13 protein-coding genes are annotated in these 12,536 nt (G+C 66.6%); 1 reads left to right on the plus strand and 12 read right to left on the minus strand.

What is annotated here, in order from left to right; genetic code table 11:
* Position 1: 1 nt before the first annotated feature.
* Positions 2–766, minus strand: a complete 765-nt coding sequence (locus tag BTO20_RS33120; protein WP_087080294.1) for a trans-aconitate 2-methyltransferase — start codon at positions 764–766, stop codon at positions 2–4.
* Positions 767–853: 87 nt separating this feature from the next.
* On the opposite strand from BTO20_RS33120, the gene BTO20_RS33125 reads away from it, so the two are divergent.
* Positions 854–1,732 (plus strand): amidohydrolase family protein, encoded by an 879-nt coding sequence (locus BTO20_RS33125; protein ID WP_087080296.1) that lies wholly within the window; start codon positions 854–856, stop codon positions 1,730–1,732.
* A gap of 91 nt (positions 1,733–1,823) precedes the next feature.
* On the opposite strand, the gene BTO20_RS33130 is transcribed toward BTO20_RS33125, so the two are convergent.
* The 11 genes from BTO20_RS33130 to BTO20_RS33175 all read right to left on the minus strand — a co-directional run bounded on the left by BTO20_RS33130 (position 1,824) and on the right by BTO20_RS33175 (position 12,535).
* Positions 1,824–2,276 carry a universal stress protein gene (locus BTO20_RS33130; RefSeq protein WP_157680385.1) on the minus strand — a complete coding sequence of 151 codons (453 nt, stop codon included), beginning with the start codon at positions 2,274–2,276 and terminating at the stop codon, positions 1,824–1,826.
* Positions 2,277–2,323: 47 nt separating this feature from the next.
* Complete coding sequence (locus BTO20_RS33135; protein ID WP_087080300.1) at positions 2,324–3,856, minus strand: APC family permease; 1,533 nt, start codon at positions 3,854–3,856, stop codon at positions 2,324–2,326.
* A gap of 348 nt (positions 3,857–4,204) precedes the next feature.
* A complete protein-coding gene (locus BTO20_RS39605; RefSeq protein WP_157680386.1) occupies positions 4,205–4,366 on the minus strand; it encodes a hypothetical protein in 162 nt (53 codons plus the stop codon).
* A gap of 183 nt (positions 4,367–4,549) precedes the next feature.
* Positions 4,550–4,987: a universal stress protein gene (locus BTO20_RS33140; RefSeq protein WP_087083024.1), complete on the minus strand. Its 438-nt coding sequence runs from the start codon at positions 4,985–4,987 to the stop codon at positions 4,550–4,552.
* A 667-nt stretch (positions 4,988–5,654) separates the two neighbouring features.
* Positions 5,655–6,593, minus strand: a complete 939-nt coding sequence (gene eccE / locus BTO20_RS33145; protein WP_087080302.1) for a type VII secretion protein EccE — start codon at positions 6,591–6,593, stop codon at positions 5,655–5,657.
* Positions 6,590–7,963, minus strand: a complete 1,374-nt coding sequence (mycP, locus tag BTO20_RS33150) for a type VII secretion-associated serine protease mycosin (RefSeq protein ID WP_087080305.1) — start codon at positions 7,961–7,963, stop codon at positions 6,590–6,592. The genes eccE and mycP overlap by 4 nt, the downstream gene beginning before the upstream one ends.
* Before the next feature lie 4 nt (positions 7,964–7,967).
* Entirely contained in the window at positions 7,968–9,377 is a 1,410-nt protein-coding gene (eccD, locus tag BTO20_RS33155) for a type VII secretion integral membrane protein EccD (protein WP_087080307.1), read from the minus strand.
* Positions 9,359–10,276, minus strand: a complete 918-nt coding sequence (locus BTO20_RS33160; RefSeq protein WP_087080309.1) for an ESX secretion-associated protein EspG — start codon at positions 10,274–10,276, stop codon at positions 9,359–9,361. Before BTO20_RS33160 ends, eccD begins: the two co-directional genes overlap by 19 nt.
* A 24-nt stretch (positions 10,277–10,300) precedes the next feature.
* A complete protein-coding gene (locus BTO20_RS33165) occupies positions 10,301–10,588 on the minus strand; it encodes a WXG100 family type VII secretion target (protein WP_087080311.1) in 288 nt (95 codons plus the stop codon).
* A 30-nt stretch (positions 10,589–10,618) separates the two neighbouring features.
* Positions 10,619–10,912, minus strand: a complete 294-nt coding sequence (gene esxG, locus BTO20_RS33170) for a type VII secretion system protein EsxG (protein WP_029373989.1) — start codon at positions 10,910–10,912, stop codon at positions 10,619–10,621.
* Between the two features lie 54 nt (positions 10,913–10,966).
* The gene (locus tag BTO20_RS33175) at positions 10,967–12,535 is read right to left on the minus strand and encodes a PPE family protein (protein WP_087080313.1); all 1,569 of its coding nucleotides are present in this window, start codon (positions 12,533–12,535) and stop codon (positions 10,967–10,969) included.
* Position 12,536 lies beyond the last annotated feature (1 nt).

The raw sequence follows: 12,536 nt of genomic DNA on the forward strand, positions 1-12,536 counted from the left end.
ATCAGCCCACCTGCGCGACCACGAACACCCGCCGGAACGGGAAGAACGTGATGCCGTCAGCGCGTCGCGGGTAGGCCTCGGCCAGCAGCGGGATGATCTCCTCTTGGTACTGCTTCCAGCCCTCGTCGGTGAGACGGCCCTTGACCTGGGTCAGGGCGGTCCCGGTGATCCAGTCCAGTACCGGTGTGTCACCGGTCAATTGGTGGGTGTAGGTGGTTTCCCAGGCATCGACCACGCATCCCACGTCGGTCAGCAGACCGGCATACCGCTCGGGCGCATCAACCACGTCCGCCTCGCGGAACGGCATGTCGTGCAAGGCATCTGCGAAATTCGGACGACGCGCCACCTCACGCACCGCCTGATGCGACGGTGAGTCGAAGTTGCCGGGCACCTGGAACGCGATCCACGACCCCGACGCCAACTGCGCAGCCCACCGCACCAGCAGTTGGCGGTGCGCGGGCACCCATTGCAGCGCGGCGTTGGAGATCACCACGTCGGTGTCCGGTTCAGGCGACCACTGTTCGATGCCGCCGACGCGGGCGTCGAGGCCCCGCTCCTGCGCCGCGGTCACCATCTCCGGCGAGCTGTCCCAGGCTTCCACCACCGCGCCCGGCCAGCGCTGCGCAAGCGTGACGGTGAGATTGCCCGGGCCGCAGCCCAGATCGACGACGCGACGGGGATTGTCCGCACCTACCCGCCCGACCAGGTCGAAGAATGGTCGGCCGCGGTGATCGGCGAAGGCCAGATAGGTATCGGGGTTCCACATGCGCTAATCGTCCTCCTCACGTGCTCCAGCCAATCGTCCTCCTGGCGTGCGGCAGCCAACGTGCGGGGTTTTATATGGTGCTTGACGATGAGCGAGTCAGAGTCAGTACGTCAGATCTGGGAGTCACTGGGCCTGCCCGGCATGATCGACGTCCACACCCATTTCATGCCGAAGAACGTCATGGACAAGGTCTGGCAGTACTTTGACGCGCAGGGTCCGATGATCGGTCGAGAATGGCCGATCACCTACCGGGCCGAGGAAGCCGAGCGTGTCGCCACGCTGCGGTCGTTCGGGGTACGGCGGTTCTCCTCGCTGGTGTATCCGCACAAGCCCCACATGGCGGAGTGGCTCAATCAGTGGGCCGCCGGTTTCGCCGCCGAAACCCCGGACTGCCTGGCCACCGCGACCTTCTACCCCGAACCCGGTGCCGCGGATTACGTCGCACGTGCCATCGCAGCCGGCACGCAAGTGTTCAAGGCCCACATTCAGGTTGGCCGCTACGACCCCAACGATCCTCTACTCACCGACGTATGGGGAGTCATCGAGGACGCCGGGGTTCCGGTGATCATCCACTGCGGATCTGGACCGGTGCCCGGCGAATTCACGGGCCCGCTGCGGATCGAGAAGTTGTTGGCCCGCCACCCCCGGTTGGCGTTGATCGTCGCGCACATGGGAATGCCCGAGTACAGCGAATTCCTCGATATCGCCGAACGCTTCGACAACGTGCGGCTCGACACGACGATGGCGTTCACGCCGTTCGTCGAATCCACCATGCCGTTCCCCCGCGCGGATGAGAACCGGTTGCGGGCCATGGGCGACCGGATCCTGTTCGGCAGTGACTTCCCGAACATCCCGTACAGCTACGTCGATGCCATCCGCACCATGACCGATCTGCCCGGCATCGACGACGCGTGGCTGCGCAACGTGCTGCACGACAACGCGGCGCGCCTGTTCGGGTTGACCTGATCCGGTAGACGGCGGACATGGCGATGCAGGGTGGTCTCAACATTCTCAGTTGAGACCACCCCGCATCGTGGTGGTTGTTACTGCCGGACGGCTACGGCGATGTCTCCACGAGATGGACCGGGATATCGGACCGTCTCCGGACCCGATACGGTTCCTGACTCCACATCAGTGAGGAAACAATGGGGTTGCGCTTCGGATCAGCCCCCATCACGATCGCGGAGCAGTGGCACCGCCGAGCCTCCTTGAGGATGCTCTTTCGGGGGCTGCGGGTGATGGCGATGTGCCCGTCGGCGGGGACGCCGAGCTTCTTGAGCTTGGCGATGGCGCTCTCGACGATCTCCTCCTGTTCTGCCATCTCCCGCCGGTTGGGCTGCAACCCCGGGTTGGGCAGGCCGAAACTTGTGCCGTGCAACCGCGCGATGGTGATCACCATCGCCCGCCCACGCCCCTCTTTAGACATCCGCGCCGCAAGCTTCAGAGCATCCTCGGTGAAGGGACGCCCCTCGGACGCGAGCAGGATCTCAGCCGCGTTCTCCGGTGCCACAGGCGGCAGAGAGCGACGTGGGCGATTCTGGCGGTTCCGAAACACTGCTACTTCACCATCTCCGGTTCTGGTGCCTGATCCGGCCCGACGGGCTGGTTCACCATGCTCTTACGATCCTCGTGCTTGCGGTACCAGTAAAGCGGAAGGTAGAGGAAGATCGCCGCGACGCCGAGGTAGTAGTAAATGGCCTGACCACCGATGTTGGAGTAGATGATGCCGCCGACCAGCCACACGAAGAAGTACAGCGCGGCCAACGCGAGCGCCAGGTACTTGAACGGCTCCGGCAACCGGAACGGACGCGGCAGGTTCGGCCGGTCCTTACGGAGCAGGTAGTAACCGATCAGCACCGGCACGAAGGAGCCGAGGTAGCCGACGTTGGAGAACGCGTAGATCTCGATGGCGCCACCCATGAAGGCGATGAGCATGCTCGCAACGACGTTGGTCATCATGGCGCGGTCGGGCACATGGTGCTTGTTGAGGTGCTGGTAGAACTTCGGGAACTGACCGTCGAGCGACATCTGGTAGAGCGACCGCGAGCAACCCATCAGGGAGTTCAGCGCCGACAGCACGAGCGCCACGATGAGCATGCCTGCCATCAGCCACTCCATCACCGCGCCGGCCACACCCGGGAAGATGGTGCTGGCGAACGTGACGAACATCGTCTTCGGGTCGACGAGGTCCGGGTTGGAGAGGGCACCCGCGCCGAGAACGACAACGAACGAGATCGGCAGCAGGGTGTAGACGAACACCCCGTATCCACCTTCCAGGGTCATCGCGATCTTGGCGTCGCGATGCGGGTTCTTGCACTCACCGATGTAGCAGGCAGCCGCTTCGTAGGCGATGACTGTCCACAGCAGCGGGAAGGCGTAGGCGATGTACATGACCCAGGAAGAGTGACCTTGGATCGGGCTGGAGAAGCTTGAACCATCGAGATGCGGGAACCCGGCGAGCTCGTTCCAGTTGGTCTTGCTCGGTTTGAAGATGAAGCCGATGGACAGGAAGGTCAGCGGAATCATCGACAAAATCGCCAGAACCGTCGCCATGGAGGTTCCGAAGCGAATGCCCAGGTAGGCCGGAATCGACAGGATGAGCAGGCCGACGATCGTGATCACCAGCGTCCACCAGGGAATGAAGGTGCTGATCGGGGTGAAGCCCTTGGTGGCGTCGAGACCGAGGAGATGGGTGATGTAGAAGGAGGCCAGGATCATGTTCAGGGGTGCGACGGGCATCCACCCCACCCAGTACATCCAGGCCGTCATGCCGTTGACATGCGGTGCCAGTCGCGGGAATCGCATCTTGAACGCCGGATAGGCGTAGGACGGCGATCCGCCGGTTCGGCCGGGCATCATGGCGGACAGTTCGGCCAACAGCAGACAGAGCACCACACCGGTGAGGGTGAAGAAGGTGATGAAGGGGATGTAAGAGGCGCCGAAAACAGTCAGAAACGCGGGCGCCGCACCCGTGACCAGGATTGTGCCGGCGAGACCGATGACGAAGGCGCCCCACCAGTTCGTCCCGGATTGCAGATTTCCGTGTTCATAGTCCAGGAAATCGTCTGTAGCTACGTCGTTGTTGCTCAACTCGATCCTTCTTCCAGCTTTCTGTGAGAGAGAGACTTCTCACCCCCTACCTTGGCTGTGGCACAGGTCACGGCAAGGTTCCTCTAAGGAAACAACGTTTCTTATTGGTGTGTCAATAGGGACCACTGTTTAGCGGTTTCGGTGACCTCAAGAAGCTCCTCGAGGTATACCGGAGTGGCCATTGCGAGCAGCGCATCCTGCTTGTTGCACAACGACTTTCAGGGTGCGCCGCCCGCCTGTCGGCGTTTCCGATACCAGCCGCCATCCGGCCCGCTCGGGCATGCCGGTGTTCGTCCCTGGCATACTGCCCACCCCACTGATCACCGGTCTCAACGGCACCAACCGCGCCTACCGCAGGCTGGTAAAAACCTGAAAGCCCAGGCCCAGAGCCCGCTGATGGAACACGTTGCACATCACCGGACCGGCAATTTGAGCAACGCGCACCGCGATCTCGCCCCGAACGCGCACGTCAACCCGGCTGTCCATGTTTTCGGAGTCGCGCAGCTTCATGCGACGGCGATGACGGCTGAAGCCAGGACTGCCCGGCGTGGAGATTGTCGGCGCCGGTCAGCCAGCACACATCTACAGCCGGGTTCACAGCGGAAAATCGATGTCGACGTCACACCGACATACGCGCCCCCAGCACCGGGGACCGGCGCAGAGCGCCGAAGCCGATCAAGCCGGCTTTTCTACTCAGACGTGGTCGTCGTCATGGTGGATGACCAGCACAGGGCACTTCGCGTGGTGGACGCAGTGGTTGCTGACCGATCCGAGAAACATGCCGACGAAGGCACCGTGCCCACGGCTTCCGACGACCAGCAGGTCGGCCGAGCGGGACGCCTCGACAAGCACCTGGGCGGGATGGCCCCCGACCACGTCGGAGGTTACCGACACCGACGGTTCTGCCCCGAGGACATCGCTGATCGCCTCTTCGACAGTTTCGCGAGCCTGCGCAGCCAGCCCGGCATTGGGCGAACTGGTGATCAAGAGCTCGGTCTTGTAGGAGATCACCGCGCGAATTTCGGCACCGGTCAATTCGGCATAGTTGGCGGCCCATCGCAGCGCATCCTTACTGCTCTGCGAACCATCAACGCCCACAACAACAACGGGCTTGGCGTCAGAATCTGTCATGGTGCGCTCCACTCAGGCTGGGGCTAATCATGTTGTCCGTCAAGGTTGATCATGCCATGTGACCGTGCCCGCGCGGCTCAAAACAGGCCAATCCAGTTGCCTTGGAAACGGGGGGATTTCGGCGTGGGAGCGGAAAGAGACGATCGCCTCACCTACCCTTCCGGGTGGCCACGCCGACTGACATCCACGCAATCCGCCGTGCGATCGGTCATTTTCTATACGGCGGTATACGGCGCGGCCGGCGAGATCGTCCCGGTCCCGACGACCGGCAGAGCGAGAGTGGACCGCCGGTGCTGCGGAACAAGGAATCGGAAGACGACGGGGTCCGTGACGGCCGACGGCAGGTAGTTGTGGCGACGAAGATATGAACCCGCAACAGCGCATGACTTCCCGGCATCCGCCAGGCCCGACATCACGGAACGAACCCGCCATCCTCAGGTGTCGCTGTTTGCTGTGCGCGGCGATTCCGACAGAGACGCGCGTTCAAGACCACCTGCAAATTTCCTGTGAGTTTGCTTGACGTTTGCTTCTTGACCGGGCGTCGCGGGGCCTCCTAGCATGGCAAGCGCCTCGTCCAGCGGGTCTGCACACTCGCAGTGGACACCGGCATCGAAGATGCAGCTGTAGCTGGGGGGCACCGGCACAGCAACGGCGAAGGCCGCGACCCTCAGGTCGTGGCCTTTTCCTTTGTCGCAGGGGCGAGCACGTCAGGTTCGACCACCGGACCCTCGAACAGCACGTCGAGAGCGTCGACCGGCCGGTCATCCAACCGATCCGGTGACAGTGGGCTCAGCGCCCGCAGGGCAGGGCGGTGCCGTCCCCGCTGCGGGATGAGTCCCGGGACCGGGGCCTTGGCGCCGGGACGCTCGTCGGTGTGCACCGCGCAGCCGACGACGAGCTGTGGCTGCGACGGTTCTCCGGTGAACTCCAGCACGGTCCAGATCTGCCGGGCCGGCAGCCCGCGCACCGCCGCAAGGGTGTCGGCCAGTGAGTCAGTGACCGCGACACCGTAGGCCGCGGCGAATCCTGATTCGTCCTTGACCCCGCGCCACGTCTCCTTCGCCGGGTCCGGCAAGGGGGTGTCGACCCCGTCGACGACGGTGACGGTCCAGCCGTTCTCGCGGAGGTGGTCGGCCAGCCGACGGCCTACCACTTCAGCGGTGTCGCGCAGCGGAATCCGCGATGAACGGGCCTGCAGCGCGGCGAGGTTGTCGGTCGCGGCCACGGTCAAGCTGATCCAGCTGCGCCGGGTGCCGTCCATGTCGCGGTGGGTGACCCGCACCTTGTCGCACCGGATGCCGTAGCGGTTCAGGTAACCGACGACGATCGGCAGCTGCGCCTCGGCGGCGGGGTCGACGCGTAGCACGACGGTCTCGACTGTGGGAGAGAAACCGCTGTCTCCCTTGTTCTTCGACAGATTGCGCCACCACATCGTCAGCAGTCGAGCGATCCGAGTGCTCAGGAACAACCCGCCCCACCAGGCGATCAGCACCAGGACCGCAGCGACGGAGACGCCGAGCACCCAGCGTTCCACCGGGCTCTGCCAGGGGCGGGCCAGCACCGCCGCCACGACGAACAGGGACGCCAACGCGAGGCGGGCGGTCATGTGGTGTTGTCCTTCCGTCGGTGCGCCACCAGCGCGACCAGAGCTGCGATTGCGAGTACCGCGGTGCCTGCGAACGCGATGGTGCGGGGGGTGTTGTCCCGCGGTGCGGGTTCTGGAGGAGCGGCAATGGGTTTGGCGACCGGAGCGGCAGGCCCATCGGCCGGGAGGTCGGCAACGTCCCAGGTGAGCGCGGCCACCGGGTCGACCCCGCCGGCACCGGTCAGGTTCGACGGCGACCGGGCTGCACCTTGCGCGGTGGCCGTGAGACGGTGCACCACCTGCCGAGCAGTCAAACCCGGATACTTGCTGCGCACGAGCGCGGCCACCCCGGAGACATACGCACTCGCATAGCTGGTGCCGCTCAACGGGTTCAGCTTGTCCTGTTCGGTGTGCACGGCATTGGCCAACCCTCCGCCGGGCGCGTTGCTCACGGAGACGATGTTCTCCCCCGGCGCTGCGATGCCCACCCACGGGCCGGCCATCGTGAACCCGGACGGCTGCCCACTCGCGGTGAGCGATCCGACCGACAGCACGTACGGCTGCCACCAGGACGGTATCGAAACCGAGGCCACCGCGCCCCAGTTCCGGGGGTCGCCGGTGCCCGCAGTCGACAGCGGGTTGGATTCGCACGCCGACCCGGTGCTCACCCCGCCGCGGTTGTTGCCCGCGGCAGCGACGATGACCGCGTCCTTCTCGACGGCCGCATACCGCAGTGCCGCACCGAGTTCCGTTTGGTCGATGGGCTTGTCGGCGGGCAGGCAGGTGACCACCGAGATGTTGATGACGCGGGCGCCCAGATCGGCCGCCCGCACCACGGCGCGTGCGAGGGTTGCGACGTCAGCCGTTGCGCGGACGACGGCATCGGTGCCCGGCGTGCGCGGCGCGAACCGTGGTGAGTTCTGCCGGATCGAGATCAGCCGTGCGGCCGGAGCGACGCCCGAAAAGCCATCGGCCTCAGGCTGTCCGGCTATCAGTCCGGCCACGGCGGTGCCGTGCCCGTCGCAGTCGGTGAGCCCGTCCGTCGACTCAACGTAGTCCCCGCCGGGCTCGACGTTGGGCAGCCGTGGCCCCGGCTGCACGCCGGTGTCGATCACGGCGACGGTCTGGCCTTCTCCGCGGCTGTGCTGCCAGGCCCCGGAAAGATTGAGCGCCAACTGGTTTGCGCTGACTGCACCGGGATCACTGCCGGGCAACACCGCGGTCGTGCTGCACGCGGTGCGCTGCATCATCGGCTGCAGCGGACCGGTGCTGCCCGGTGGTGGGCCGGCCTGCGGATCGACCACCGGTGGGCTGATGGCGCCCGCGGACGGGCACCCGATCAGCGTCACCAGCGCGGCCACCGCCGCGACGCCGAGGTTCTTGCGGATCACTGCGTCACCTGTCGAGTACCAGGCTGAACAGCCCGACCAGATACGCCATCACCGGGATCAGCGAGGCATCGACACCGGTGGCCAGGAACCCGACCAGTCTCCGCATCGGCAGCGAGTAGGTGTCCGGCGACACGACCCGTGGGCTGACCGCGGCCACCACCCAGGTCAGCACCAGCACGGCAAGTGCCGCGAGCGCCCACCACGCCGCCTGGTGGCGGCCCTGGCCGGCGAAGGCCACCAACAACGCCACGACCAGCAGGTATGAGTGCCCGAGCAGCCAGGCTTTGCATCCCGCGGAATCCCAGATGCGGGCGCGCAACGCGGCGCCGACCGCAGCCGCCACGACGAGATACCAGGCCCACGGCGACGCGGTGGGTGCCGCCACCAGAGCCAGTGATCCGGTCACGCCGAGCAACACGCCCGCGGCGACAACACCCGTCTGATGGGACTGGCTCACCCGGACTCGACGCGGCAGGTCGGCCAACACCGACACCGGCAACGCCGACGGAGTCGGGTCGCCGGGAGCGGGAATCACCGGCAGCGGGAACCGTGCCCACATGGCCGACAGTTGCGGCGCCTGCACGGTCACCAACAGGCCGACGAGCACCAGGGCACAGCCCAGAACCGTGGCCGAAAGTTCCCACAGCGACGCGGCGCCGGCGACCAGCAGCACACCCACTCCGGCGACCGCGACGGCGGTGAACACCGCGATACCGCGATCATCGGGCGAACCGGCCATGCTGATCAACGCCCATGCAGTGACACCGGCAGCGGCCAAAACCACACTGGGCGCACCGAAGCCGCCAGGGACCGCAAGAGCCAGGGTGGCCCCGACGGGAAGAAACGCGGTCACCGACAGTGCGGTCGAGAGCACAGGTGCATGCCCGCGGGTGCACAGCGCGGCGAGCGCCGTGCCCACGGCGATGCCCGCCACGACGACCAGACCCAGCCACTGGCCGGTGCCGATGCGTTGGGCCACAGCCAGACCCGTTCCGACCAGGATGAGTCCGATCAGTGCCAGCATCGCACCGCGAGCGATATGCGCAGGGCCCCAAGGCCGCCGGCGCGCGTCGGAGAAGATGACGGCGGCATCGGCGATGTCCTCGACGATGCGTGGCGCGGGCGGACCGGCGGGAACCGATTGCAGCGCAAGCAGATCACCGTCGGCCACGCCGACAGTGTCCAGCGTGGCGTCGAGGCTGAACGGTGCCCCACCCACCGGAGCAAGGCTCAGCCGCACCGGGTCCGGCGCTGCTCCGTCCTCGCGCACGGGCAGGACGATCCGTTGAACGGCGGGCAGAATCTCGCGCAGCGGCAGCTCCGACGGCAGTGCCATCTCGGTCAGCCGACCACCGTCGTCTCCGGAGGCCAGCACGGCCACCCGGACAATCGGCATCACAGTGTTGTCGGGCATTCGTTCTCTCTGGGTCTTTCTCGATAGGTTGGCGCGGCTTCGTCGAAGTCGCGCGTGAGCGGATGGTCAGGGAACCAACGCCCGCTGGGCAGTGCCGCGATCAGCCGTTCGACCGCGACGGCGATCGCATCGGCGCTACCCGGGGTGAACGTCGAAATCCATTCCCCGTCAAATGCTTTGGTCGGAGCAATGAGAATACGGCCGGCGCTGGTGTCGACGATGCTCACCCCAACGTCGGTGGTCACGCGGTGGCCGTCGCAGTGTTCACCCGCAACGATCTCGACATAGGTACGCCTGCCTTCGAACACCGACTCCACCACGGCGTGCGCCGACCGTGGGATTCCCAGGAATCCCAGTATCTCGGCCAGCGGCGTGCCCGAGCGGATCTGTTCGTCGGCACGGGCACCCGCTGCCGCCGGCATCGCGAACTCCTCGAAGATCGCCGGTTTACGGTGTGCCAGTCCGGCGGTCAGTACCGGCACCAACGCATGCGGATGGCTGATGTCGAGTTCGGTGAAGGTGACCAGCTGCGCGTTGCGCAACACCACGACGCTGCGCCCGTCGCGGTGTTCATCGGCTCCTCGTGCAAGCGCTCGTCGGCGGGCCACGATACCGCGCAACAGGTCACCCGGTCCCGAGACAAACCTCAGGTCGAGCCACTGGACCGGCCGACAGGCCAACCGAACCCATTGGGCCACTTCAGTTCTGACCTCGCCATCCGCACCCAACACACCCATCCGGGTCAGCTCGGCGGTCTGCTCGGCGACAAACGCCGGGCGCTGCGCCGGGTCGCTGTACGGCGGCGTGATCGCCAGCACCCAGGGGTACGCCCCGGCGCCGAGCGCGTCGGCGAGATACCAGGCCTGCTCGGTGGTCAGCTCGACGGCGTTAGCGACCACTGGACATGCACCGGCGGCCGGGCATCAGCCCCACTTGGCGCCCTCGGCCTGGTCGCGTGCGCTCATCGACATGGTGTTCATCTCGTGGGTGCCGGCCATCGACCGGTACGCATGAACCAGCTCCTCCATGGCCTGGTTCCACTGGGCTTGCCAGGCCTGGTACGTCATCCCGGTGTCGCCCTGCCAGGCGCTGGCCAAAGCGGCCTGCTCGCTGGCGATGTCGGCGCCGACGGCGTGCAGGGCGCCCGAGTAGCCGGTCATCTCGCTGGAGTGCGCGAGCATCGCCGGGTAGTTGTACATGATCTGTGACATGAAAACTCCTGTGACTCTTCGGCTTGGTGATCAGACGGAGGTGTAGGTGCTCGCCGCGGCGGCGTCCTGCGCGACGTAGGTGCTCGCGGCATCGCCCAGGTTCAGCTGTGCGACGTCCAGCAGGGCGTTCACCTTGGCGGAGACCTCGACGAACCGGGCATGCGCGGCCTGGAAAGCGGCCGACGCCTCACCCATGTGAAATGCCTGGGCAGACATGGCCGCCTGCTCGGCCTGGGCCATGGTGGTGCGCATCAGCGCGGCCTTGGCCCCGAAGGCGGCCTCGGAGGCAACCAGCTGGGGAATGTGAGCGTCCAACAGACTCATGGATTTTCCTTTCGTGATGGTGCGTGGTGGTCAGAACATGCGAGTGCGGTGTGATCAGCGGCGCGGACCCCCCTCCGGTGTGTCCGGGGTATCGCTGGGCTCCCAGCTGCCCGGCAGCATCGGCGCGACAGGACCGTCGCCGAGCCCCGAACCGTCGGAGGCCAGCGTGGTCAACCCGCCGGCGACGGCATCGGATCGCGTCGCGGTCCCGGTGAATCCCAGCTGTCCTGCGCCGCGTGTGGAGGCGCTCACGGAGGCCTCGCGCCGCGGATCTGGATCCGGGTCCGGCTCCTCGTAGTCCATGTAAGCGTCGGCGTAGCCGTAGTCCTCGAGCTCCGCGGCCCGCTTGCGCCGGCGCTTACGCCGTGCCGCCACCGAAGCGGCGACTCCTGAGGCAGCGGCCGGGATGCCCGACGCAGGCGCTTGGGCGCTGGTCTTGTCGCGCAACGTCGGCGTGAATCCTTCGCCCGGGTCACCACCGGCCACGGCGTACATCGCCAGCGGCGCGGCCGGAGCCGCGGGAGCCGCCGGAGCGCCTGCGGCCGACGCGGCACCGCCCGGCGCACCCGCGGCGCCGGTGGCTGCGCCACCACCGGACGGCACACCGGCGAGGCTGTACACGTTCGGTTGTTCGGCTCGGGGCTGGGCCGCGTCCTGCGGCGTCTCCTCGGGCGCGACTTCCGGAGCCGGCTGCATGACGTGATCGATCAGCAGTACCAGCCCGGTGATCCCGAGCGCTGCCAACGCCGGGATCAGGAACGGCGACGCCAGGATCATGCCCCACGTGGGCCAGCCCACCAGGTTGAAGAACACCTGGTAGGCGACCGCGAACAGGAACGGCCCCCAAGTGGTCAGGGCTCCCGACGGATTGGTCAGGAAATCGGTGATGAGTTTCCCGAGGTTACCGATGGGATCCTTGAGGAAGTCGATGATCTCCTGCCCGCCCGGGACGTTCTTGAGGTATTGCTCGAGCAGGTCGGACAACCAGTCGGAAATGCTCAGGGAGGAACCGGAATCGGTGGCCTGGGCCTGGGTGGCCAGCTGCTGTGCCGTCGCGGCGGCATCCCCGGCCTCGCCCACCCCCGGCGCCAGCAGCATCGGTGCCGGTGTGCTGGTCGGCACGGCCGCCACCGCGGCACCCGACACGGCCTCGTAGGTGCTCATGGTGGTGGCCGCCTGGATCCACATCCTGGCGTAGTCGGCCTCGTTGACGGCGATCGGAATCGTGTTGATACCGAAGAAGTTCGTCGCGATCAGCACGCCGTGGACCACGTGGTTCAGTGCCAGTTCCGGCAGGGTCGGCATGGCCGCCAACGCGGTGGTGTACGCCGCGGCCGCTGTTTCGTGCTGCACCGCCACGGCGGCACTGTTGGCACTCTGCTGCGCAAGCCATGCCAGATAGGGCCCGTGCGCGGCGGCATACTGCTCGGCGCTCGGACCTTCCCACGCGCCGGCCTGCACGGCGCTCAGCACACTGGTGAGTTCAGCTGCCGCAGAGGCGTATTCAGTGCTCAGCGCCTGCCATGCCCCCGCGGCGGCCAGCAGTGGCCCGGGACCGGGACCGCTGGAGAGCAGCGCCGAGTGCGCCTCGGGTGGCAGGGCCATCCACACGGGGGCTGTCATC

The organism is Mycobacterium dioxanotrophicus, from assembly GCF_002157835.1.
GTDB classification, from domain to species: Bacteria; Actinomycetota; Actinomycetes; order Mycobacteriales; family Mycobacteriaceae; genus Mycobacterium; species Mycobacterium dioxanotrophicus.

What these genes read in the sequence shown, in the direction of transcription:
- BTO20_RS33120 (WP_087080294.1), bottom strand. Translation starts at nt 766, where the DNA reads ATGTGGAACCCCGATACCTATCTGGCCTTCGCCGATCACCGCGGCCGA.
- BTO20_RS33125 (WP_087080296.1), top strand. Translation starts at nt 854, where the DNA reads ATGAGCGAGTCAGAGTCAGTACGTCAGATCTGGGAGTCACTGGGCCTG.
- BTO20_RS39605 (WP_157680386.1), bottom strand. Translation starts at nt 4,366, where the DNA reads ATGAAGCTGCGCGACTCCGAAAACATGGACAGCCGGGTTGACGTGCGC.
- BTO20_RS33140 (WP_087083024.1), bottom strand. Translation starts at nt 4,987, where the DNA reads ATGACAGATTCTGACGCCAAGCCCGTTGTTGTTGTGGGCGTTGATGGT.
- eccE (WP_087080302.1), bottom strand. Translation starts at nt 6,593, where the DNA reads ATGACCGCCCGCCTCGCGTTGGCGTCCCTGTTCGTCGTGGCGGCGGTG.
- eccD (WP_087080307.1), bottom strand. Translation starts at nt 9,377, where the DNA reads ATGCCCGACAACACTGTGATGCCGATTGTCCGGGTGGCCGTGCTGGCC.
- BTO20_RS33165 (WP_087080311.1), bottom strand. Translation starts at nt 10,588, where the DNA reads ATGTCACAGATCATGTACAACTACCCGGCGATGCTCGCGCACTCCAGC.
- esxG (WP_029373989.1), bottom strand. Translation starts at nt 10,912, where the DNA reads ATGAGTCTGTTGGACGCTCACATTCCCCAGCTGGTTGCCTCCGAGGCC.
- BTO20_RS33175 (WP_087080313.1), bottom strand. Translation starts at nt 12,535, where the DNA reads ATGACAGCCCCCGTGTGGATGGCCCTGCCACCCGAGGCGCACTCGGCG.